Below are 24255 nucleotides of genomic sequence, written 5' to 3' on the forward strand. Positions count from 1 at the left end.
TTGTGCTATAATCCCTGAAGGATTTGCGCCATTTCTACCTGAATTTTATGAGCTGCATTTCCAGCTGCTTCAGCAAACGTTTCTGAGGCATCTGAATAAATGATTCCTCTGGAAGAATTGACTAGCAAGCCGCAATGCTTGTTCATGCCATATTTGCATACGGTCTGAAGATCTCCGCCTTGGGCACCTACGCCAGGAATGAGGAGAAAATGTTCCGGTATCATTCTACGAATGCCCATTAAGGCCTCCGGGCGTGTGGCGCCAACCACGTACATAGTGTTGTTCGCATTTCCCCATTCGGCACTTTTCCGGATGACTCGTTCGTAGAGCTTTTCTCCGTCATCACCAACGATGATATCCTGAAAGTCAAGTCCACCCGGGTTACTGGTTGCAGCAAGAATGATCACCCACTTTCGGGTGAATTCAAGGAATGGTTTCACTGAATCAGAGCCCATATATGGTGCGACAGTAACCGAATCGAAATTCATATTTTCGAAAAATGCCCTGGCATACATAGAAGAAGTATTCCCGATATCTGCACGTTTTGCATCTGCAATAGTGAAGATGTCTTTGGGTATGTATTCAAGCGTTTTTTGAAGAGACTCCCAGCCTTTGGCTCCTTGCGCTTCATAAAATGCAGTATTCGGTTTATACGCTACAGCATATTGGTGGGTGACATCTATGATCTGTTTGTTGAATTCGAAGATGGGATCTTCGTTTTTGAGAAGGTGCTTCGGAACTTTTTGGAGGTCAGTGTCAAGACCAACACATAAAAAGGACTCTTTCTTTTTTATTTGCTCAAATAGCTGCTGACGAGTCATTGAATGGTGTGGATGAATTTTTGGCTAAGATAAAAAGTGTGAACGTACTTCTCCTGCTCCTATGTATATAGGATGAATAATTCAACTAATTTCTCAGGTTTATTTCAGCTCAGGGAGCTTGTCGTTTACGACTTTGCCTTTTTTCACTTCACCATAGAAGTGAACATCGTATAGTTTCTCGTATTTTTTGATCGACTGGTGTAATTCTGGAATACTATCACTTCTCAGTTTGATTCCTTTTCTTTCGCCCTTGTGTCGGAGTTCTATGTAATATCCGTCTTTAAGTTTTACCGGAGTAGTTGCAGGTCTAGCCAAATCAATAAAAATTTTATATGTACGTAACAATTATATAAAACAATGCTCGTGCGGAAAAGTTTCCGCACGAGCAATTATATAAAAATCAAAAAACTTAGAATCTGTTTAAGTGCTTAACCTCTAGGGTTAGCTTTTTTTACAACGATGGTTCTACCATCTAATTCTGCGTCGTTAAGGCTGGAAATAGCCTGGTTAGCTTCATCATCGTTAGGCATCTCTACGAAACCGAATCCCTTCGATCTCTGAGTGTCTCTGTCCATGATAACTTTTGCGGAATCAACTGTTCCGAATTCTTCAAATGCTTGTCTTAATGCGTCTTCTGAAGTTGCATAGTTAAGCTTAGCTACAAAAATGTTCATTAAAAAAAATAAAAATTTAAAAAAGTGCTCAGACTTGTTCTGAACATCGCAAAGATATGATTTTTATTGTTAGTTTAATAAATGCAGGTTGGCTCGCCTGAAATAGCTGGCGCTTCACTTCCTTCAAAGCTAAGTTCCCATTGCACATTTGTGAAGTCGTACACCAGTGAAGTATCCGTGTTTCCTGTCACAACGACGTTTCCACTTGATGAGTTAAATGATTCTCCCTGATAAGACATGTTAACGGAAATAGTAGCATCAAACAGGCCTGCCCCAATCGGATAAGTTCCAGCCGTGATGTTTTCACCGCATGTGATCACAAAACTTGCTTTCCACGCAAGATCACCCACTCTGTAGTAAAAAATCGAAGCGGAAGTATTGCTACATTGACTCAAAGGATCATTTACCTGAACGTACCCATTACCATCTAAGGTAATATGGGCTGTTGCTCGCGTACCTGAATCTATTTTATCGCCTGAAAAGCTTGCTTCAGTAGTGCCGGTATCATCTAAAAATATATAGCCTATTCCGTCTTCACTTGCTGTTCCAGTCATGGTAGCAAAGGCGGTATTTCCATTTGATGGGACTCCTGTTATCGTATTGCCTGTTACGGTCACTTCGGCAAATTCATTGCCTTCATAAAATCCTGTGTAAACATTATCACCTTTACTAACAAATCTGTATAAGACAATACCTCTTTCAGGTCCGCTTGATAATTGAAGAACCCCTTCATACTCCCCACTGATATCGATATTTACTTCAGAAGTATCTGGTTCATCTTCTGACCCACAGCCAATAAATATGAGAAAAGAGACAAATAATAGTAGGGTAAAGTACTTTTTCATAATCTTGATTTTTAAGTACTCACCAAAGTATGGCTGAAAGGCTTAAAATAGAATACTTACTTAGGGGTAAATTTTCTCACCTAAAGTCTATCACCTCTACATTGGGGTATTTCGAGACGTCAAATTTGAAATAACTATCACTTAATGAAGTAGAAATTCCTTTATATAATTTGTACTATCTGAGTACTTCTACGTTAGGGTTGTTCTTAAAATCAAATGAAAAATAAGAATCTTCAACATCAATCCTTTTGTAGCTTTTTATGTTGTAAATATTTCTATTCCCAGAATCACTATAGATCACGAGAGATTTAATGTCATAGGAAGAACTGATGACCATTCTAATAAGAAAATAGCTAAGATCTCTTTTTTCGGGCGTGAGTTTAATAATGTAGTCGCTGGATTCAGCTTGCGCCAATTCACGAACCGTAGGATCTGAAAAGGACGCTAAATTTTCAAGATTATATTTAAAGTCTTCTTTGTAGAGATCATATACCTGATCTATTCTGATGTCGTATTCCTCCTCCGGATCGTAATCTTCAACAATGAAGACTTCATTGGCTTCAGGTGAAAAACGATGGAGTTCATCCCCATTGTAGTACATAACTTGGCCTAAATCAGGAAGATTAAGTACGAACTTTTTCCCTTTGACAACCGCAGTTCTAAGCGACGTTTTTTCATTCATTCCTGCAGACTTATTATAAAGAGTTTCATACCATTCAGCTTTGAATGATGTCATTTTACGGTATTTATTACTCATGGCGTCAAGCACTGCCAGCGCTTCAGGGTCATACTGGGCATGTGCATTGAATAAAATAATGAGTGATAAGGATGCAATAACTAGCTTCTTCATTTGATGGATTTCTTGATTCTTAATATTTGATTTCTATCTCAGACAATAACTGTTCCAAACTATGTTCGTCCGGTATAAGTACCTCGCGGGCTTTACTACCCTCAAAAGGTCCAACGATTCCTGCTGCTTCAAGTTGGTCAATTAATCGCCCGGCTCTGTTGTACCCAAGCTTCATTTTACGTTGAATTAGGGACGTAGAGCCCTGCTGATGCATAACAATAAGTCGGGCAGCATCCGCAAAAAGGGCATCTCGGTCTGATAGATCCACTTCGCCAATCCCGGACTCTTCCTCGCCGGCATATTCCGGAAGCAAGTAAGCGTCATCATATCCACGCTGATCTCCAATGAAATCACAAATGCGCTCCACTTCCGGCGTATCAACAAAGGCACACTGCAGTCGTGTCATGTCTGACCCCATGGAAAGGAGCATATCTCCCATACCAATCAACTGGTCTGCACCACCTGCATCCAGGATGGTCCTCGAGTCGATTTTGGAAGTTACACGGAACGAGAGTCGGGCCGGGAAATTTGCTTTAATGATACCTGTGATCACATTTACGGATGGACGCTGAGTTGCTACGATCAGGTGAATACCGATTGCACGAGCCAGCTGAGCAAGACGTGCGATTGGTGTCTCAATCTCTTTACCAGCAGTCATCATCAGGTCTGCCAACTCATCAATAACCAGTACAATATATGGTAGGAATCTGTGTCCTTTGTTCGGGTTTAGCTTCCGCTCAGTGAATTTTTTGTTGTATTCCTTCAGGTTTCTACAGGCAGCACTCTTCAACAGGTCGTAGCGATTGTCCATCTCTATACAGAGTGAGTTTAGTGTATTCACCACCTTCGAGGTATCGGTGATGATGGGTTCTTCGCTATCGGGAAGTTTGGCCAGGAAGTGCTTTTCGATTTTATTAAAAAGTGTCAATTCCACCTTTTTAGGATCGACAAGGACAAACTTAAGCTGAGAAGGGTGCTTTTTGTAAAGCAAAGAAGTCAGCATAATATTTAATCCAACTGACTTACCCTGACCGGTGGCACCTGCCATCAACAAGTGTGGCATTTTGCTTAAGTCCGTAACAAAAACTTCGTTCGAGATGGTTTTCCCCAAAACTACCGGAAGCTCCATTTTGCTTTCCATGAATTTACTCGTGGTGATCACCGAACGAGCGTCCACCATCTCACGGTTTTTGTTTGGCACTTCAATACCTATGGTACCTTTTCCTGGTATTGGTGCGATGATACGAATGCCTAGTGCAGCCAGGCTAAGTGCGATATCATCTTCCAGGTTTTTAATCTTAGAGATTTTTACTCCGGCCTCAGGGACAATCTCATAGAGTGTGACCGTAGGACCAATGGTCGCTTTGATACTTGAAATACCGATCTTAAAGTTGACCAGTGTCTCGATAATTCTGTCTTTGTTTTGCTCAAGCTCTTCCTTTGTTACTTTCACATCCTTTTCAGGATAGTCAGTCAAAAGTGAAGGAGTCGGAAACTTGTATCGGGGAAGATCCAGTGTCGGGTCATAATTGACCGCTTCTTCTTTCACTTCTTCCTCAAATTCTTTTTGTTCTACTTCAAATGAAAGATCTTCCAGCTCCTCGTTTTTCGTAGGGGCCTCTTCCTGAGGTGGTGGCGGAGGGGTGGGTTTTTCTTCTTTCGGAGCAAAGACCTTTTCTTCCACCTCTTTAGGTAGAGGCTCTTCCTCTTTAAATTCGGGAAGATCAACGGTGAATTCCGGGTCAGCTTTTTCTTTTTGAGCTTGTTTTGGTGGAATTTTCTTCACAACCCAGGTTTCTGATTCATCACGATTGGCATCTTCATCTTCGACCTCTTTCTTAATTTGATCCAAAACAGAGGTGATATCCTGCTTCTTCTCTTTTGGTTTTTTCTCAGGGATCAGCGCTTTAATCTGACTCACCAGGTTTTCTAATGAAGGGACAATACCGCTGAAAGCGGGAATTCGAGTGATATCAAAAAAGAACATGTTGAATACTACGAACATGAAAATGATGAACAACACAGCACCCCATCCCATTAGACTTTGAGCAATGACAGCCAACTCGTATCCAATGCCACCGCTTAGAAATCCCCACATGGTGGTTTCTTCCTGTGCGATGAGAAAGTAGCCCATAACCATACTAACCCAGATCAGGTAGAAAACAACGAAGTTGAATGTTTTAGTGATTGGCAGCAAGGCACGAAACCAAATGATGCGGTAGGCGACAATAAAAAGGAACGGGGGAATGAGAATCGCAGCGATACCGAACCAGAGAAAGATGAAATAATGAGCTGCAATGGCTCCTATCAGTCCGAATGCATTTTGTACCTCAGCGCCGGATTCTTTCACATTGGTATTGGTATATGCCTCCACAACGCTTTGATCTGCCTGACCGGTATTGAGGTAAGAAATGAAGGAAACACCCAGAAATATTGAAATCAATAACAGGGTGAAACCAATGAATAAATGGAATTTCCGATCCGTGATGAAGTTGAATTTAAGGCTCGCCTTCTTCTGCTTCTTTTCGCTCTTCTTCTTGTAGGTATTTTGTGCCATAGGTTATGCTCCCAAAAATAATGGAGTTTTCAGCGTGGATCAAACATGCTTTAGCAGTTCCTTATTGATCCGTTTGATCAATGCCGGTCCCTCATATACCAGTCCTGTGTATATCTGCACCAGATTAGCTCCGGCCTGGATTTTTTCAACTGCCTCTTGTGCAGAATGAATTCCTCCAACAGCTATGATATGAACGAGTGGGAGGTGCCTTCTGATATATTTGAGAACTTCATTTGATTTATTGAAAACAGGTTTTCCACTGAGTCCACCTGCTCCAATGGATTCCACTTTTTTAGTGTCTGTTTTTAGTCCGGCTCGATCGATGGTAGTGTTTGACACGATCAGCCCATCTAAATCAAGCTTTTGAGTGATTTCAATGATATCATCAAGCTGTGATTCGCTTAGATCAGGAGCGATTTTCAATAGAATGGGTTTTTGGATTTCTTTCTTCTTGTTTTCATCTTGAAGTGCTTTTAAAAGCTTCATCAAAGGCTCCTTTTCCTGTAAATCACGAAGGCCTGGTGTATTCGGAGAACTGACATTCACCACAAAATAGTCCACATAGTGATATAGCTTTTCAAAACAAATGAGGTAATCATCCAGGGCGTTTTCATTCGGAGTGACCTTGTTCTTCCCGATGTTCCCCCCAACCAAAATATCAGACTTACGATTCTTTAGTCGCTCAATAGCCGCTTCAACGCCATCATTATTGAAGCCCATCCGATTGATCAACGCTTCATCTTTGGGCAGCCTGAAAAGGCGTGGTTGTGGATTGCCGGGTTGTCCTTTGGGCGTCAGAGTGCCAATTTCAATAAAACCAAAGCCGAGGTTAGCGAAATCATCGATGAGTTCAGCGTTTTTATCAAAACCTGCAGCCAGTCCCACAGGATTTTTGAACTTCAAGCCGAAAACCTCGCGCTCCAGTCGCTGGTCTTGAAAGTTGAACATCCCCTTGACAATTGATTTTCCAAAAGGAAACTTCAAAACAAGGTGAAGCAAGCCGGTAGTGATCTTATGCGCTTTTTCAGGGGAGAATAAAAAAAGAATGGGCTTTAAAAGTTGATACATCAGCTTCTTGGGTGGTATTGTGTTATGACCTGTTTCAAGTAATCCCTGTCCAGATGCGTGTAGATTTCCGTTGTGGTGATGGACTCATGTCCCAGCATTTCTTGCACAGCACGTAAATCTGCACCTCCTTCGATCAGGTGTGTTGCAAAACTATGACGAAATGTGTGGGGACTAATATTTTTCTTCAATCCAATTTTAGCGGCCAGATCTTTGATGATCATAAACACCATCACCCGACTGATGGCCTTACCTCTTTTGGTGATGAAAAGATGATCTTCAAAGCCCTGCTTCACAACGATGTGTATTCGGACTTCATCTCTGAAGATTTTAATGTGCTTCAACGCGGATCTTCCAATTGGGACCAGACGCTCTTTACTCCCTTTACCAATGATTCGGAGGAAGCCTATATCCTCATGAATGTTGCTGATTTTGAGACTAATCAGTTCGGAAACACGCAAACCTGAGCTGTACAATGTCTCAAGCATCGCCCGGTTGCGTTGACCTTCAGGAGTGGACATATCAATCGTGCTAAATAACTCTTCAATTTCCGGCAGGTCAAGGGTGTCCGGTAATTTTCTGCCGAGTTTTGGCGCTTCTATTAGCTCAGAAGGATCTTTGGTGATCACCTCTTCGTAAACAAGAAATCGAAAGAATGCCTTCAGGCCCGAGACCATTCGTGCTTGTGTATAAGCCGACATCCCCAACTCATTGATGAATTCAAGAAAGTCAACAAGGTCCTGCTGAACCACTTTAGTGGGAGGTACGTCTCGTTCTTTAATCTCAAAAAATTGTTGAAGCTTGGAAATATCTGCCAGGTAAGCGTCCACTGAATTAGACGCTAGTGACCGCTCCAGTTTTAGGTAGCTCTTAAATTGTTTCGTGTAGGTTGACCAGGACAAGTATTTGATTTTATGAACGTCATTACGAAGAAGAATGATAAGGTGATCTTAAAAATGAGATCGCCTCACTGCTTTCGTGATGACAGTGCTAATTTTAAACGTCTAATTTAGTACGACTATATAACCTATGCGAATACTCATCTTAAACGGACCCAACCTAAACCTTTTAGGAAAACGAGAGCCTGAAATATATGGCAACCAATCTTTCGATGATTTTTTTGAAGAGTTGAAACAGCGCTTTCCAGATCATAATCTGGAGTATTTTCAGTCGAACCATGAAGGAGCGTTGATTGATAAGCTACATGAGGTGGGCTTTAGTTATGATGGAGTGGTTTTTAATCCGGGGGCATATACGCATACCAGTATCGCATTGAGAGATGCTATTTCAGGAATTGAAACACCGGTTTTCGAAGTGCACATTTCAAACCTTGCTGAGAGGGAAGATTTTCGTCAGATAAGTTACATCAAGGATGTGTGTATTGGCTCTATCAATGGAATGGGGTTTGAGGGGTATGAGGTAGCGATTGAGGAGTTGCAAAGTATTCCCCCTTTGAAGGGGGGTGCGTAGAATTGTGAGGGAGGAGGGGGATGTTTTTTTCATCGAACTTCTTAACTTTCCCACAAATACACCGCCATGACAGACATACAACAGCAAAAGATCACCCATTTTTTCAATGTTCTGGATAATAACGGGAACGGTATCCTGGAGAAAGATGATTTTGAAATGGTAGGGGAGACGATGAGCGATATCATTGGTCTGGATGATAATTCTGTGGTTCGACTTGAACTGAAGCTGCGTGCACACAGATTGTTTGTGCAGATCATTAAGGATATTGGGAAAGAAGATGCTGAGCTAACACTCGAGGAATGGATCGAGTTTTTTGATCGTGTTGTACTCTCCAAACCGAATGACTATGTGAATCAGTCTGCTACCTATCTGTTTTCACTCTTCGATCAGGACATGGATGGTCATATAGATGAGCGCGAATATCTGGATATGTTTAAGGCTTATGGCCTATATATGTCTGTTGCGAAAAAGGCCTTCGATTTGCTGGATATCAATGGAGATGGACGGATAAGCGGAGGAGAATTGGTGCAAGCCTTCGAAGACTTCTTCATGTCTCCGGATGAAAAGGCTCCTGGTAACTGGATTTTTGGGGATTGGAGAAGAAAATAAAAAAAAGCCACCTCATATTTTGAGGCGGCTCCATTGTACCATTAGTTATTAATCCCTATTCCTTTCTACCTGGTCTCTCCCTTGGCTCTTTAATTGTAAGTGGTGTTTCAACATTCGTATCTCCGACTGTGACACGAACGGTATACTCACCAACCACTAAGTGATAGTCGCCATTTTCAGCGGCTTCATAATTTTCTTTTTGATCGTCTTCCAATAAGTCTTTAAATGATTCACTGGTTTCGAGCGCCAATTCGACAATGTTAAGTCCTTTATCAGCAGATAATTCCTGGGATGAAACCATCTGATCCTTAAAGATGACCTCCACTTTTCCGTTTCCGTTGGAATTGGAATAGAAAGCCACATCAATCGTCGGCTCTATAACATCACCCCACGTCCATCTTTTGCTACCCCATCTGGAACTATGGGTTACCTCATCGATTGGGAAAGCATGAAGAGCCTTTGCCAAAATTTCTTCATTCATCTGCTGCACAAGTGATACATCTGCGATGTAAATACCTCTGCCATGGGTGCCTAGCACCAAATCATTTTCTCGAGGATGAACAATCAAATCGTGGACAGGAGTGTTAGGCAGTCCTTCGCCAAATGCCTGGTAGCTTTTACCTCCGTCAAGTGAAGCGTATACGCCATGGTCGGTTCCGATGTAGATAATATTTGCATTTTCAGGATCTTCTTTCACCACGTTCACTGGCTCTATAGGAAGGTTGGCTGAAATATCTTTCCAGTTGTTTCCATAGTCTTCGCTCATGTATACCAGCGATTGGAAATTATCCCATCGGTATCCATTCAATGATGCATAGACTCTGCCTTCTTTGTGTGCTGATGCAACCACCGTACTTACCCAAAAATTCTCAGGCAAATCATCTGCGATCTTAGTCCAGCTTTCGCCTGCATTCTCTGATCGGTGGATTAAGCCATCATCACTACCAATATAGATCAATCCAAAACGAGTAGGCGATTCGGAGATGATTGTGAGTGTACCATAGCTCACATCCCCTTTTTTTCCTCCTTTGGTTAAATCGCCACTCAGCGTTTCAAAATCATCACCTTTATTCATGGATCTGTGGAATCGATTGCTTCCGAAATAAATTATGTCCTGATTGTGACTGGAAATAGCGATTGGGGCCTCCCAGTTCCATCGATAGGGTGCATCTCCAAGTTTATGTCGTGGGGTGATATAGTTTCTTTCACCTGTTTTCGTATTGATACGGAAGTAATTGCCAAACTGATAGCCGGTGTATATGGTCGCATTGTCACGTGTGTCTACCGCCACCTGCATGCCATCACCACCCATCAAGCGTTCATATGGATATCTTCCTTCCTGATACCAGCTTCTGGAGTACTCATACGTACTCGGGCCTTTCCAAACGCCATTGTCTTGAAGTCCACCATACACGTTGTAAGGCTCAGCCATGTCCACAGCAATGGAATAAAATTGACCTACAGAGGGAGAGTTGCAGTTGATCCAGGTTTCACCTGTATCATAGCTGATGTAAACTCCTCCATCATTTCCAAGAATAAGGTGTCTTGGGTCTTCGGGATTGATCCACAGTGCGTGATGATCCACATGCACATTATCTTCATTGATGCTATTGAATGTCTTGCCACCATCATCAGATCGAACGATCGGCACCCCCATCGTGTAAACAACATCCGGATTTTTGGCATCCACTCTCACCTGACCGAAGTAATACCCATAAGAAAAGATCATGCTCTCGATGTAATCTTCATGGGTTTTGGTCCAGGTCTTACCTGCATCTTCGGAACGATACATTTCTCCACCTTTTACCGGAGTGTCAAAAAGCAATGAATTAGCGTCTTCAGTGTAAATCACCAAATCAATTGGTTTTACTTTTCCAGCTTCCACGTCTTTCTTGATATCAACAGCATTGTATTCTCTTGGGAATCCATTGTCATCCAAAAACTGGTTGATGTCTTTGTTTTCCAAAGCAAGAAAATCCTGATTGCTCATGTTTCGAAGCTCGTCTTTGGTGAGGCCTTCTTCGTCATCTTCTTCTTTTGGTCGACGATCCTGATTGTCAAGGATGGCGTACACGATATTCTGATCAGAGGGAGCGAAAGCGAGACCTACCCGACCGGTTCCATCAGTGTCAGGAAAGCCGGAATCATCTGATATTTCATTCCAGGTATTTCCACCGTCTTCCGAGCGATAGATAGCAGTTCCGGGTCCAGCCTCTGTAAAGTTCCAGGCCTTTCGATCTTTTTCCCAAGCTCCGGCAATGAGGAGATCGGGATTATCAGGATGCATAATCAATTCTACTATTCCAGTTCGATTGTTAACAAATAAGGTTTTGTTCCAGGTTTTCCCTCCATCTGTGGATTTATAAATGCCTCGTTCGGGATTTTCAGAATAGAGGTGACCTAATGCAGCCACCCAAATGGTGTTTGGGTCTTCGGGATGTATTAGAATGCGTCCAATGTGGTGTGTTTCAGTGAGGCCAACATTTTCCCAGCTTTCCCCATTGTCGGTGGATTTAAATACTCCATAGCCGGAATAGGACGATCTGCTGGAGTTGTTTTCTCCTGATCCAACATAGATGATATCATTTTCCCAGTCGACAGCAATATCTCCTATTGTCATTACAATTTGATTATCAAAAATGGGCTCAAATGAGGTGCCATTATTATATGTTTCCCATAAAGATCCGGAGGCATAGGCAACATAGAAATGCGATGGATCAGAAGGATCCACAGCTAAATCTACGACTCTCCCACTCATCACAGTAGGTCCCACATTTTTGAATGGGACATTTTTTACAAATGAATTTTGCTCAAGTTTTACTCTTTGCTGATATCCTTCCCACCGCTCCTTTGCTGGAGTTGATGCAGGAATGTCATTTGATTTTTTCTTTCGCTGAGCAGGTAGCATCAGCGACATACTCAAAAAGAGAAGTAGGTAAATGGTTTTCATGTGGATGTGTTTTGCTTTTTATAGGTCACATGGAATTCGCATGATTAATATTCATTCTTTGAGGTGTTTATTAATCATGCTCATTTCATGAGGTTAGATTTTTTAATAAGTTAGTAAGTATAAATCAGAACCTTTGTGAAATCAACCTTTACCTACATGAAGAAACATATATGGATTTTAGTGGTCGCTATAGTTGGATGTACCACAGTCGAAGAGAACTCGGAGAAATTAACTGATGCAGTTGTTCCGATAGCTGATCACACACTTACCTCAGAGCAGACTCACAATAAATGGAGTCGAACCATTGAGCCAGTGCTGACCATCAATTCAGGAGAGGTAGTTGAGATAAGCACCGAAGAAGCAACAGATGGGCAGTTGACCATGGATTCTGATACTGCTGATTTAATGAATCTGAGTTTTGATCCCATACATCCGCTAACAGGGCCAATCTACATCAATGAGGCTCAACCGGGAGATGTGATTGCCGTAACGCTTCACAAAATCGAAATTGGTGAATGGGGCTGGACGGCCATCTTACCCGGCTTTGGATTTTTGGCTGATGAGTTTACCGAACCGCATTTAAAAACATTTGAACTTGCGGGTAAAAACAACGTGCGTTTTGTTGATGGGATTAATATTCCGTTGAAGCCTTTCCCTGGAGTTTTGGGGGTTGCTCCGAATACGGATAGTTTGCTTTCTACCATACCTCCCAGAGCGAATGGGGGTAATATGGATGATCCGAATATCGTAGAGGGTACTACGGTTTATCTTCCGGTGTTCGTTGAGGGAGCTTTGTTTTCAATCGGAGATGCTCATGCCGCGCAGGGGCTGGGTGAGGTTTGCGGCACGGCCATAGAGGCGCCAATGAAGTTTTTGGTTGAGATCGAGCTACTGAAAGGGTCTTCCATTGAGGAGCCACAATATGAAAACGATGATGTGTATACAGTGACGGCTTATGCAACCACCATCGACGAGGCAGCAAAGAAAGCGACAAGATATATGATTGATTATCTGGTAAGTGATCATGGGTTAAGTCGAAATGATGCCTACATGTTGTGTTCACTGGCCGGTGATCTTAAAATTGCTGAAGTAGTGGATGTCCCTCATATGCTCGTAACCATGTCTATAAACAAAGAAGTATTAACCAAATGATGACAATCTATCATAATCCCAGATGCACCAAGAGCAGGCAAACGCTTGCATTGATTGAAGAAAAAGGAGCAAACTTCGTTGTAAAAGAATACCTGAAAAATCCACCAACGAAAGATGATTTGAAGAAAGTAGTGAGCCTCCTTGGTATCAAACCTTCAGAGCTTATAAGAAAGGGGGAGGCTGAGTTTAAGGAAAATTTTAAAGGGAAAGAATTGTCTGATGATGAATGGATTGATGCAATGATCGCTTATCCGAAATTGATTGAGCGTCCAATTGTAATACATGAAAACAAAGCAGTTATTGGCCGGCCTCCTGAAAATGTGTTGGATATCCTATGAAGGCAGTACTTGTAAAAGAGCTGGGAGGTCCTGAAAAACTGGTATTTGGTGATCATGAGGTGGGTTATCCGGGTCCGGGTAGGGTTATCATCGAAGTGAAATGTGCCGGTATTAATTTTCCTGATACGCTCATAATACGAGGGAAATATCAGTTTCAGCCGGATCTTCCTTTTGTCCCCGGTGGTGAGGTAGCTGGGGTGATAAAGGAAGTGGGGCCGGATGTCACCGAATTCAAACCCGGCGATCGGGTGGTTTCAGGAACCACATGGGGAGCCTTTGCCGAGGAGGTGCAGGGATTTGCTTTTAATACGCACCATTTACCGGATGAGGTGAGCTTTCAGGATGGAGCCACTGTTTTGATGACCCACGGCACGGTCATTCATGCGCTCAAAGATCGGGCGAATCTCAATGAAGGTGAAACGCTTGCCGTATTAGGAGCATCAGGAGGGGTAGGGACTGCAGCAATCCAATTAGGAAAAGTGATGGGTGCAAAAGTGATCGCCTGTGCTTCTACTCATGAGAAGCTGGAATTTTGTAAAATGCTAGGAGCGGATGTGTTACATAAATACACGCCGGATAACATCAAAGCAGCACTAAAGGATCTGACCGGAGGAAAGGGAGCGGATGTCATTTTCGATGCAGTGGGAGGAGACTATTCTGAACAGGCATTTCGGGCCATTGCTCCGATGGGTCGATTTTTGGTTGTTGGTTTTGCATCCGGGCATGTTCCCAAAATCCCGCTTAACCTTCCATTATTGAAGAGTGCATCACTCACCGGAGTGTTTTGGGGTAACTTTTTCCGTCACTATCCCGAAGAGAATAAAAGGAATATTCAGGAGCTAATGAAACTGGTTGCTTCACGTAAAATTAAACCTGTCGTTGACGAAGTATTCACATTGTCAGAAACAAGACAAGCCTTAGAAAAAATTGAAAAAAGGGAGGTTATGGGAAAAATCATACTCCAGGTGAATTAAGAATCATTCTTGTGCAGAATTTAATTTTGTTTGCGTAATTCTTTACAATTTAAAGTTGTCCACCCAAATATATTAATCGAAGATTTTTTGGTATTCATCTTATATTTCAAGAGTTTTATCTACATGTTAAATCAATTTTTAAGTTAAAAACTCTACTATGATGAAAAACTACTTAAAAAGAAAACTGATGGTACTAGCCTTTATGGTGCCCATTAGTTTTTTGATGGCCCAGGATGTTAGGGTCAGTGGAACGGTAACGGATGCTTCCAATGGAGAGCCGCTACCGGGGGTAACTGTTTTAGTAAAAGGGACAACCAATGGAACTATTACAGGAATCAATGGAGAATATGAATTAGCAGTTCCCTCGGGATCTACTTTGGTGTTCTCTTCAATCGGATATTCAAGTCAGGAAGTTGCAGCTTCAGATGCAGGTGATCTTGCGATGACTACTGATGTTACGAATTTAGATGAAGTGGTTGTGACTGGTTTGGCAACATCGGTGAAACGATCAAATTTGGCTAATTCGGTTAGTTCAGTATCCTCTGAGGAACTAACCGGTATGACAAATCAAGGTACTGTGGATGGAGCCCTTTATGGAAAGTTAACAGGAGTTAACCTGACTTCAATTTCAGGAGCTCCTGGAGGTGGAATTGCGATGCGTTTACGTGGAATCTCCTCGATCAAGGGAAATAACCAACCTTTGGTAATAATTGATGGTATCTATATGAGTAATGCGGAAGTACCGTCTGGCCTTAGATTCGCTTCCGGTGCTAATAGACCAAATGAAGAACAAGCTTCTAACAGGCTTGCTGATTTAGATCCAAATGATATTCAAAACATTGAAGTTCTAAAAGGAGCTTCTGCAGCAGCCATTTATGGAACTAGAGCAAACGCTGGAGTAATTATAATAACAACTAAAAGAGGTAGTCAAGGAAGAACTCAATTTAGTTTGTCTCAAGATGTTGGTTTTAGTAAAGCTGTGCGACTAAAAGGCCTGAGGGATTGGAATGCTACAAATGTTGCATCAACTTTTGGTGATGGTGAAGTTGCTGCTTTTAATGCAGGTGAGGTTGTTGATTATGAAAAAGAACTTTTCGGTGAAACTGGATTGATTACTAATACAAATTTCTCTGCCAGAGGAGGAAGTGATAAGACAACCTTCTTTCTTGGTGGATCTGTAAGGGATGAAGAAGGTATTATGAAAAATACTGGATTTAAAAGGTATAATATAAGAGCAAATATTGATCACAGAATTAGTGATCGTGTTAAAATTAGCTCTTCCTCTTCCTTTATTCGTTCTGAAACTTCTAGAGGATTTACTGGTAATGAAAATGAAGGAGGATTGGCTGTGATTTATAACCTGGCGTATACGAGACCTTGGTACAATTTATACCCCGATGCAGATGGCAATTACCCAGATAATCCAGCTGCCTCTGGTAACATGTTATTGGTCAGAGATAAAGCAAGAAACGAGGATAAAGTAAATAGAACTCTTCAATCACTGGCTTTTGAGGCTGATTTGATTCAAAAGGATGATCAGAAGTTGACTTTCAAATGGCAAGGCGGGCTTGATTTTTTTGTGGATGAGACTTTTGTTTATGTCCCTGAATTCCATCAAGCTCAAGTGGGGAATCAAAATGGATATATTGGAGCAGGTAAAAACGTGTTTACCAACCTCAATTATACTGCTTTCTTAGTACATGATATTTTCCTAGGGGACTTGGCCTTAACAACAAGTGCAGGAATTTCATATCTAAATTTCAAAAGAGAGTTTTTGTATAATGAGGCGACTCAATTGATTCCTGGTCAAACGAACCTTACTCAAAGTGGGGCTAAGGACATTATTCAAGATCTTCAGAATGAAGAGGAATTTGGCTTCATATTCCAAGAACAAGCAAACTATAACGATCAGTTGATCGGTACGGTTGGTATTCGTATGGATAAGTCAAGTTTAAATGGTGATCCTAATAAGTACTATAGCTTTCTAAAAGCCTCCATAGCTGCAAATATTCACAACTTTGATTTTTGGAGCGTGGATCAAATCAATCAGCTGAAGGTACGTGTCGCATATGGTTAAACAGGATCCAGCGCCACTTATGGTTCATTATTTACTACTTTCGATCCTACCAATATTGGAGGTCAAGGCGGTAGTGTTATTGATACTCAAAGAGGTACACCAAATCTTGAGCCTGAAACATCTCAGGAGCTTGAATTTGGATTTGATTTAGGTTTGTTCGATGGAATTGTAGGCCTAGAATTCACTGCATACAATAGAAAGGTTAAGGATTTGCTATTTGATAGAAGCCTCCCACCATCAATTGGATTCAGTACTCAGGTTTTGAATGATGCAGACCTAGAGAACAAGGGAATAGAAATTGCATTGAATGCTCGACCAGTTAGTAATGAGAATGTTACTTGGAATTCTACAATAAACTGGTGGAGAAACGAAGCTACTTATACTAGATTGGGAGTTCCTCCATTCACAGCTCCAGGTAATGGTTTTGGACTTGGGCTAGGAACATTTTACATTCAAGAGGGAGGATCAGTTACAGGTATTTACCAGAATGTAGATGGTACACCTACAGAAGTAGGAAACACAGCACCTGACTTTCAGATGTCATTTTACAATACAGTCAATTTCCTAAACAATTTTGATTTCTCATTCCTACTTCATTGGAAGAAGGGAAGTGAGAACTTGAATCTATCTGACTTATTATTTGATGACGGTGGAACAAACCCAATCATAGATGAAAGAGGTTCTCAATATGCTGACACATGGATTCAGCCAGCTGGATATTGGAGATTGAGAGAGGTTGCTTTATACTACACTATACCAAAGTCAGCTTTAGCTGTGTTTAATGGAACGATTCAAAGTGTCAAAATTGGTTCATCTGGTAGAAACTTATGGACTAAGACAGATTATTTGGGATATGATCCGGAGGTTTCGACCAATGGAACGAATGCTCTGGGTAGTGGATTGGATGTAGGTCCATATCCGAATAATCGACAGATTTTCTTTCATCTTAAGGTTAACTTTTAATGATTAGCACAATGAAAAAGATATCATTTATAATATTATGCGGAGTATTGACATTTGGTTGTGAAATAGACGAACAAATAAATCCTAATGCTCCTGCGGTAGAAAATATAGCAGAGGGTGCTACTGAAACAGATTTAAACAACCTTGTGACAGGGGTACTTGCTCGAATGCGAAATAGTTATTCGATATATGCCACAGCAACTGGAACAATTACCAGAGAGCTTTATTTGTTTGATGCAGATCCACGGAACACGACCGATCTGATTGGTACAGAAGGTGCTTTGGATAATGACTCTTTCTATACAACAGCAAACTGGATTAACAGATATAGAACAATTAAGAACTGTAATATTCTTTTAGAATCATTACCTAATGCTGATGAAAGTGTTAGCGCAGCAGAAAGAGATGGTTATAGTGGGTTTGCTAAGACTATGATCGCACATCAGTTTTTAATAATTTGGGGCGCATATTTTGATAGTGGAATACGTCTGGATGTAGATGATCCAGATGATTTTGGTCCTCTTGTTACTGATGAAGCACAGGTATTGCAATATGTACGCGACTTACTAGATGAGGCTAATGACGAGTTAGCTGGAGCAGAATTTGCAATGATTTTTACAAGTGGTTTTGACGGATTTGATACTCCTACAACATTTGCTCAGTTCAATAGAGCTTTAGCTGCCAGAGCTGCAATTTATGCTGGTGATGGAGCGGCGGCATTGAATCATCTTGATGATTCATTTTTTGATATTAATGGAGATTTAAACGTCGGTCCAAAAATGATCTTCAGTACAACCGGAGGTGATTTACTAAACGATCTATTTAAAACACCAGGTCAAAATGGGAATCAAATTTTTGCTTCAGACACTTGGATAAACGAAGCGCAGGCTGGTGATCCTAGAGTTTCGGAGAAAGTTACGCAGAGGGCTTCTTCCTTTACAAAATCTGGTATTACGGTCAATTATGAGACCAATTTATATGCTACATCAACAAGTCCCATTGATATAATTAGAAATGAGGAGCTGATGTTGATTTATGCAGAAGCCAACATAACTGACGGTACCAATGCTGAAGCTCTAGCAGGTATCAATGCAGTAAGAGCCGGTTGGGGTTGGGCCAATCCACTAGCTGGAACAGTGACTATTGATGATGTTCTATACGAGAGAAGGTATTCGCTGTGGGGTGAGGCTCATAGAATGGTTGATCTTAGAAGAACAGGCAATCTCAATGAAACATACGTTACTTTGGATCCTGTGACTACTACTGACGATGATGGAAATGTAATTCCTGCGACTCAGGAAATTTTCAATCAATTCCCTGTTCCATTGGATGAAGTAGGTAACTAAATTGAATATACACATAAAAAACCCGCTCAAAAGAGCGGGTTTTTTTATGCTATTTTTTAATGAGTTCATCCAAATCCAAAGGCTTAGTATACATATCCAAAGATCCGTCTGTTTTTACTGGCCAATCTGCTTTTGGTTTATCCCAATAAAGCTCCACTCCATTTTTGTCCGGGTCATTCAGGTAGATGGCTTCTGAGACACCATGATCCGATGCTCCGGTAATTGGATATTTCGCTTCTCTCAATCTTTTTAGCAGCACAGCCAAATCATTTCTGCTAGGAAGCAAGATCGCGATATGGAAAAGCCCTGTTGCATTTCGAGGAGGAGGGCTTCCTCCTTTACTCATCCATGTATTTAAACCAATATGATGATGATATCCACCCGCAGAAATAAAGGCAGCATCATCACCATAAGTGGTGATTAGTTCAAACCCCAACAGGCCACAATAGAAATCAAGTGATCGTTGAATATTTGATACCTTTAAGTGTACATGGCCTATGCGGGATTGTGCCGGAATCTTATAATCTTCCATATCAATTCATGGGTACTTCGATGAACAACAATTCTGAGTCTTGAGATGCCTTTATCTGAAGCTCCTCAACCCCAGATATCCCAATCGCATCTCGTTTATCCAGGGTTTCACCATCAGTATTGATTTGGCCCTCAATCACAAATACGTACACCCCATTTCCGGTTTTATTTATTGGATAGGTGATGGTATTTCCATCAGAAATAGTGGCTAAGGAAAACCACGCATCCTGATTGATCCATAGTGAGTCCTTTTGGTCAGGAGAAACGACAGTTTGTATTTTATCCTGTCTCTCACTTGTTTCAAATACACGCTGATCATATCTGGGTGTGATGTCTTTTTCCTTTGGAAAGACCCAGATTTGAAGGAAATTGACTGCCTCTGCTTTGCTGGCATTGTATTCCGAATGGGTCAACCCACTACCGGCACTCATAATTTGCACCTCACCAGTATGGATCACTTTTTCATTTCCGGTGCTGTCTTTATGAGCCAGTGCTCCTCTCAGTGGAATGGATACGATCTCCATATTATCATGCGGGTGTGTAGGGAAACCCGCTCCGCCTTTCACCACATCATCGTTTAGCACCCTCAACATTCCAAAATGCACTCTGTCAGGATTATAATACTGACCGAAGCTGAATGTATGCCTGCTTTTTAACCAGCCGAAATCAGCTGTACCTCGGCTATCTGCCCGGTGAATTGTCTTTTTCATAATTCTCTCCTTTCAATTATATCAAATATACGTATTTACATTAAATGTAGTTACATATAAATATGCTAAGAAATTGAAGGCGATAGATTTTTTGTACCTTTGCAGGATTATTTCACAAGAAAAGTATTTATGAAAGCTAAAGCTAACGACAAGGTAAAAGTACATTACACAGGAAAACTCACTTCCGGAGAGGTATTTGACTCTTCTGAAGGGCGAGATCCACTGGAGTTCACTGTGGGTGGCGGACAAATGATTAAAGGCTTTGATGAGGCAGTAAATGGGATGGAGATTAACGAGAAGAAGACGGTTACCATTCCATCTGCAGAGGCATATGGAGATAGAAGGGACGAGTTGATTCAAGATGTTCCAAAGAATCAGCTACCGGAAGATATGAAGCCTGAAGTAGGTCAGAAGCTTGTGGCTACAAATGATCTTGGTCATCAAACATACGTTTCTGTAACAGCTGTTTCAGAGGAGGCCATCACTGTAGATGCCAATCACGAACTGGCTGGAAAGGATTTGGTTTTTGACATCCAACTTGTAGAGATCGGATAAGACTTTTTCAAAAAAATAAATGGAAGAGGCCTTGATTCAGGCCTCTTTTTTTATGCCATTTTTGTCGTATCTTAATCTCAAAACAGGGAATCAACCTAACATGAAAAAGATTTTCCTCCTTCTTACGCTTGTGATTGCATTGGGTGCTTTCGCTCAGGATAGTCTTCGTGCCGATAGCATAGAGCGACGTGTCAATAGTCTGACTCAGCAACTGGAGACATATGAAAGGCTACTTGAACAAAACAGTGAAAAAAGAAAACAAGACTCTCTTGCACGCGCAGATCTATTAAGGAAAATCCAGCTTCTTCAGGAAAGTGACAGAGTAAATAAAGCATCCCTTCGCGAGCAGGTGAGGGAAATTGAGCAGCGAGACTCCATGCGTAATGCGATGCAGCGAGAGCGAATCCTTAATCTTAGAAAAAGTACCAAAGGATTTCTAGTAGCCCCGTTCGGAGATTCGCTCTTCACAGTTTATACCAAACTGGGGCCTGTCATGGCTGAAGAACGTGCCAAAAACGTGACAGAGAAGATTGAACTACTGGTAAGGGATGATTATTTCTATCAGGATTCTTTGCTGATTGTATCTCATGATGGCACCATAGATGTGATGTACAATGATCTGATTGTAACTAGTGTTTCAGACTGGGATGCGCTTTGGATGGTGGGAATTACGAAAGACTCCTTAGCCAATAATTATAAAGCTACTATTTTAGATTTTGTATCGAACACACGCAACCGGAGCACGGTTCAGAATATTGCTGCTCGTATTGGTCTGGTCTTTTTGATTATTGGAGGGGTAATACTGGTGTTGTATTTCATCCGAAGACTTGCAAATGGACTGCAGGGATGGATAGTCGTCAATAAGAAAAAACACTTCACAGGAGTACGAATTAAGAGCTATGAACTTCTACCCCCTGACCTTCATCTTGAAGTAGGCCTCAAAAGTATTTCTATATTGAAGTGGGGGCTTTACGTACTCACTTTTTATCTATCTCTCCCATTGGTTTTCGGCCTTTTTCCTTTTACAAGAGGCTGGGCTCAAACACTGCTCAATTGGATTTTAGGTCCTGCAGAAAATATCTGGAATAGCTTCTGGAATTATCTGCCCAATGTTTTCACTATTGCGGTGATCTATTTAATTACCATCTATTTGGTGAAGTTTTTAAAGTTCATTGCAAGTGAAATTGAAAATGGTCACCTTAGTTTGCCAGGCTTTTATTCCGACTGGGCCATGCCTACCTATCGGTTGGTTAAATTATTGGTTTATGCATTTATGCTGGTGATGATATGGCCATACTTGCCTGGTTCTGATTCCGATATTTTTAAAGGAGTATCCGTATTTATTGGCTTGCTCATTTCGTTCGGTTCCACCTCTGCCATTGCCAATGCTGTCGCTGGCTTAGTGATAACGTACATGCGTCCTTTCAAACTTGGTGATCGAGTGAAAATAGGAGAAGTGACCGGAGAGATTGTGGAAAAGACCTTGTTGGTTACCAGGGTTCGAACGGCCAAAAATGAAGATATAACCGTCCCCAATTCATCAATCCTTACCGGTCACACAGTCAACTACTCAAGTAGCAGCAAAGAGCTTGGTTTGATACTCAATACGTCTGTGACCATAGGATATGATGTGCCCTGGCGCAAAGTGCACGAGCTACTGGTTGAGGCGGCTGTTGCTACTGACGGCATTAACATCAGCCGGGAACCCTTTGTATTGCAGACAAGCCTGGACGATTGGTATGTCTCTTATCAATTAAATGCTTACACGGATGTACCTGAGCGAATGGCTGGCATATATTCTGAGCTCCATGCAAACATTCAGGATAAGTTCAATGAAGCAGAGATTGAAATCATGTCTCCACGCTACAGTGCTGTTAGAGATGGTAATGCATCAACCATACCAAAAGATTAATGGAAAAAATTGAAGAAATATTACTTAATGATACAATTGGTAAGGTTGTCGCATTTGTCATAGGAGCGATTTTCATTTGGTTCATAGGAAAGTTTATCCAAAGCAAACTTTTCTCTAAAATTAAGGATATAGATAATCGGTATCGAGCTAAGAAATTTACCTCATTCATTGCTTGGATTGCTATAATTATATACTTCAGTATTGTATATAGTAGCAAGTTGGGCGGCTTAACTGTAGCTCTTGGTGTTGCAGGTGCCGGTATTGCCTTTGCTTTGCAAGAAGTTATAGCATCAGTAGCAGGTTGGCTTGCAATTCTATTTGGTGGGTTTTATAAAACCGGAGACCGAGTTCAGTTAGGAGGAATAAAAGGGGACGTGATTGATATTGGTGTATTACGAACAACTTTAATGGAGCTCGGTCAGTGGGTAGATGGAGATTTATACAACGGACGGATAGTTAGGATAGCCAATAGTTTTGTGTTCAAAGAACCTGTATTTAATTACTCTGCAGACTTTCCATTTCTTTGGGATGAGATTAAAGTACCTGTGAGATTCGGATCTGATTATGATTTAGCTCGTACCTTAATTGCGGATGCGGGTGAAAAAGTTGCTGGTGATTATGCAGCAGGGGCACATGGTAAGTGGGAGGAAATGACAAAAAAATACCTCATTGAAGAAGCCATAATTACTCCAATGGTGTCTATGGTGGCAAACGATAATTGGGTGGAATTTACTTTGAGATATATCGTTGATTTTAAGAAAAGGAGATATACAAAAAACGAATTATTTAAAGAAATACTAAAATCAGTCGAAAAAACCAATGGTAAGGTTCAATTGGCATCAGCAACATTTGAATTGGTAAGTATGCCTGAAGTCAATCTATCTCCTACAAGTCTTAAAAAGTAACCTCAAGCGCTGAGAAAGTATTGAACCATAATCGATCCACGGGGACAACAGGGTCAAAATCGTATATAGTTTGTAGGTTAATTCCAAAACCAATGTGGGTAGTAATCGAATAAAAGAAACTGAGTGCACCTGCCCACCTTGGATTATCAAATGGATCATTTATTTCATTCTGGAAATATAGAGCTCCTTCGAAACGAATTTTCTTTGAAAGTTCACGTTTAGTGCTGATATAGAAATTTATTTTCCATTCTTTTGAATCTACATCCATTGTTTCAGACGGTACCCTATCTAATGGTACTCCTCTATAATCCCATAGCTCATATTCATAAAAGGGACCCAAACCAATAAACGCCCCACCTTTCTGCGTTTTTAATAGTTTATACCTAATGTTTGATCCTATTGCCATTTTTTTGACCAGTCCCCGAGCTTCGGCCCATTGGTACTGAGCATAATGTTCGAGAATAAATGGATTGTCATAGAAAGTTTTGTATTTACCATATATGAAGCCACCACTGAGAATCGTTTGATCTCCATCTCTAGTTAGTTCGAATTTATTGGCAACCGTAATTCCATGGTTTTTAAATCGAAATGCCATGTCTGTCCGATTAGTAATTTCTATATAAAGCTGTCTTAGTGTTTTTATTTCTACAGATGGAGCTACTGTTCCTTTAAAATGACGGGTACTGTCAAATATAATCGCATAACTTTCTGGGAAAAGTAATTGAGACATAGCATCTATGTGATGGATAGAGAGTATGAATACAAGGTAAATCTTTTTCATTCTTTTATACTGATTACATCCTGGATAAGCTTAAGGGTTGAATAATATAGCTGATATTGATTTATGTTGTATTGAGCTGATATGATTATCGATTGCCTACACAAAGGCGTAAGGGAGGTGAAAACAAGAAAATAAGCATAATTACTATGTTTAATTAGGGGCGTTGTATG

General features: G+C 41.1%; 23 protein-coding genes. 11 read left to right on the forward strand and 12 right to left on the reverse strand.

Going from position 1 to position 24255, the window contains the following annotated elements; all coding sequences use genetic code 11:
* Window positions 1-5: 5 nt before the first annotated feature.
* From pyrF to xerD, 8 genes are all read right to left on the reverse strand, one after another.
* Window positions 6-821 carry an orotidine-5'-phosphate decarboxylase gene (pyrF, locus tag ACP14Y_RS14295; RefSeq protein ID WP_424963615.1) on the reverse strand — a complete coding sequence of 272 codons (816 nt, stop codon included), beginning with the start codon at window positions 819-821 and terminating at the stop codon, window positions 6-8.
* Window positions 822-920: 99 nt separating this feature from the next.
* Entirely contained in the window at window positions 921-1136 is a 216-nt protein-coding gene (locus tag ACP14Y_RS14300; protein WP_349564246.1) for a hypothetical protein, read from the reverse strand.
* A 113-nt stretch (window positions 1137-1249) separates the two neighbouring features.
* Window positions 1250-1495, reverse strand: coding sequence for an RNA recognition motif domain-containing protein (locus tag ACP14Y_RS14305; protein WP_424963616.1), 246 nt, complete (start codon window positions 1493-1495; stop codon window positions 1250-1252).
* A gap of 74 nt (window positions 1496-1569) precedes the next feature.
* A complete protein-coding gene (locus tag ACP14Y_RS14310; protein ID WP_424963617.1) occupies window positions 1570-2340 on the reverse strand; it encodes a hypothetical protein in 771 nt (256 codons plus the stop codon).
* Window positions 2341-2515: 175 nt separating this feature from the next.
* Window positions 2516-3190 (reverse strand): LolA family protein, encoded by a 675-nt coding sequence (locus ACP14Y_RS14315; RefSeq protein ID WP_424963618.1) that lies wholly within the window; start codon window positions 3188-3190, stop codon window positions 2516-2518.
* A gap of 19 nt (window positions 3191-3209) precedes the next feature.
* On the reverse strand, window positions 3210-5747 hold the full coding sequence (locus ACP14Y_RS14320) for a DNA translocase FtsK 4TM domain-containing protein (RefSeq protein ID WP_424963619.1): 2538 nt from the start codon (window positions 5745-5747) through the stop codon (window positions 3210-3212).
* Window positions 5748-5786: 39 nt separating this feature from the next.
* Window positions 5787-6815 carry a quinone-dependent dihydroorotate dehydrogenase gene (locus tag ACP14Y_RS14325; RefSeq protein ID WP_424963620.1) on the reverse strand — a complete coding sequence of 343 codons (1029 nt, stop codon included), beginning with the start codon at window positions 6813-6815 and terminating at the stop codon, window positions 5787-5789.
* Window positions 6815-7714 carry a site-specific tyrosine recombinase XerD gene (gene xerD, locus ACP14Y_RS14330; protein WP_424963621.1) on the reverse strand — a complete coding sequence of 300 codons (900 nt, stop codon included), beginning with the start codon at window positions 7712-7714 and terminating at the stop codon, window positions 6815-6817. The genes ACP14Y_RS14325 and xerD overlap by 1 nt, the downstream gene beginning before the upstream one ends.
* Window positions 7715-7841: 127 nt before the next feature.
* Here xerD and aroQ point away from each other — a divergent pair, with 127 nt between their 5' ends.
* Complete coding sequence (gene aroQ, locus ACP14Y_RS14335; protein WP_349564234.1) at window positions 7842-8282, forward strand: type II 3-dehydroquinate dehydratase; 441 nt, start codon at window positions 7842-7844, stop codon at window positions 8280-8282.
* A gap of 66 nt (window positions 8283-8348) precedes the next feature.
* Window positions 8349-8891: an EF-hand domain-containing protein gene (locus ACP14Y_RS14340; RefSeq protein ID WP_349564232.1), complete on the forward strand. Its 543-nt coding sequence runs from the start codon at window positions 8349-8351 to the stop codon at window positions 8889-8891.
* Window positions 8892-8946: 55 nt separating this feature from the next.
* Here the strand turns inward: ACP14Y_RS14340 and ACP14Y_RS14345 are convergent, their stop codons facing one another.
* Window positions 8947-11841: a WD40/YVTN/BNR-like repeat-containing protein gene (locus tag ACP14Y_RS14345; RefSeq protein ID WP_424963622.1), complete on the reverse strand. Its 2895-nt coding sequence runs from the start codon at window positions 11839-11841 to the stop codon at window positions 8947-8949.
* A 156-nt stretch (window positions 11842-11997) separates the two neighbouring features.
* Here ACP14Y_RS14345 and ACP14Y_RS14350 point away from each other — a divergent pair, with 156 nt between their 5' ends.
* The 6 genes from ACP14Y_RS14350 to ACP14Y_RS14375 all read left to right on the forward strand — a co-directional run bounded on the left by ACP14Y_RS14350 (window position 11998) and on the right by ACP14Y_RS14375 (window position 18691).
* Window positions 11998-12993, forward strand: a complete 996-nt coding sequence (locus ACP14Y_RS14350) for an acetamidase/formamidase family protein (RefSeq protein WP_424963623.1) — start codon at window positions 11998-12000, stop codon at window positions 12991-12993.
* On the forward strand, window positions 12993-13331 hold the full coding sequence (gene arsC / locus ACP14Y_RS14355) for an arsenate reductase (glutaredoxin) (RefSeq protein WP_424964441.1): 339 nt from the start codon (window positions 12993-12995) through the stop codon (window positions 13329-13331). Before ACP14Y_RS14350 ends, arsC begins: the two co-directional genes overlap by 1 nt.
* Window positions 13328-14305, forward strand: coding sequence for an NADPH:quinone oxidoreductase family protein (locus ACP14Y_RS14360; RefSeq protein ID WP_424963624.1), 978 nt, complete (start codon window positions 13328-13330; stop codon window positions 14303-14305). The genes arsC and ACP14Y_RS14360 overlap by 4 nt, the downstream gene beginning before the upstream one ends.
* Window positions 14306-14462: 157 nt before the next feature.
* Window positions 14463-16382: a SusC/RagA family TonB-linked outer membrane protein gene (locus tag ACP14Y_RS14365; RefSeq protein ID WP_424963625.1), complete on the forward strand. Its 1920-nt coding sequence runs from the start codon at window positions 14463-14465 to the stop codon at window positions 16380-16382.
* Window positions 16383-16535: 153 nt separating this feature from the next.
* Window positions 16536-17345, forward strand: a complete 810-nt coding sequence (locus tag ACP14Y_RS14370; RefSeq protein ID WP_424963626.1) for a hypothetical protein — start codon at window positions 16536-16538, stop codon at window positions 17343-17345.
* An 11-nt stretch (window positions 17346-17356) separates the two neighbouring features.
* Complete coding sequence (locus tag ACP14Y_RS14375) at window positions 17357-18691, forward strand: RagB/SusD family nutrient uptake outer membrane protein (RefSeq protein ID WP_424963627.1); 1335 nt, start codon at window positions 17357-17359, stop codon at window positions 18689-18691.
* 49 nt (window positions 18692-18740) lie between these two features.
* Here ACP14Y_RS14375 and ACP14Y_RS14380 read toward each other — a convergent pair whose 3' ends face one another.
* Complete coding sequence (locus tag ACP14Y_RS14380; RefSeq protein WP_424963628.1) at window positions 18741-19223, reverse strand: VOC family protein; 483 nt, start codon at window positions 19221-19223, stop codon at window positions 18741-18743.
* A gap of 1 nt (window position 19224) precedes the next feature.
* Complete coding sequence (locus ACP14Y_RS14385; RefSeq protein ID WP_424963629.1) at window positions 19225-19932, reverse strand: pirin family protein; 708 nt, start codon at window positions 19930-19932, stop codon at window positions 19225-19227.
* Window positions 19933-20061: 129 nt separating this feature from the next.
* Here ACP14Y_RS14385 and ACP14Y_RS14390 point away from each other — a divergent pair, with 129 nt between their 5' ends.
* From ACP14Y_RS14390 to ACP14Y_RS14400, 3 genes are all read left to right on the forward strand, one after another.
* Window positions 20062-20487, forward strand: coding sequence for a peptidylprolyl isomerase (locus ACP14Y_RS14390; RefSeq protein ID WP_349564212.1), 426 nt, complete (start codon window positions 20062-20064; stop codon window positions 20485-20487).
* A 100-nt stretch (window positions 20488-20587) separates the two neighbouring features.
* Window positions 20588-22399: a mechanosensitive ion channel domain-containing protein gene (locus ACP14Y_RS14395; protein WP_424963630.1), complete on the forward strand. Its 1812-nt coding sequence runs from the start codon at window positions 20588-20590 to the stop codon at window positions 22397-22399.
* On the forward strand, window positions 22399-23304 hold the full coding sequence (locus ACP14Y_RS14400; protein ID WP_424963631.1) for a mechanosensitive ion channel family protein: 906 nt from the start codon (window positions 22399-22401) through the stop codon (window positions 23302-23304). The genes ACP14Y_RS14395 and ACP14Y_RS14400 overlap by 1 nt, the downstream gene beginning before the upstream one ends.
* On the opposite strand, the gene ACP14Y_RS14405 is transcribed toward ACP14Y_RS14400, so the two are convergent.
* Window positions 23294-24085 carry a DUF481 domain-containing protein gene (locus ACP14Y_RS14405; RefSeq protein ID WP_424963632.1) on the reverse strand — a complete coding sequence of 264 codons (792 nt, stop codon included), beginning with the start codon at window positions 24083-24085 and terminating at the stop codon, window positions 23294-23296. The genes ACP14Y_RS14400 and ACP14Y_RS14405 overlap by 11 nt on opposite strands.
* Window positions 24086-24255 lie beyond the last annotated feature (170 nt).

The organism is Ekhidna sp., assembly GCF_965247405.1.
Taxonomy (GTDB): Bacteria; Bacteroidota; Bacteroidia; order Cytophagales; family Cyclobacteriaceae; genus Ekhidna.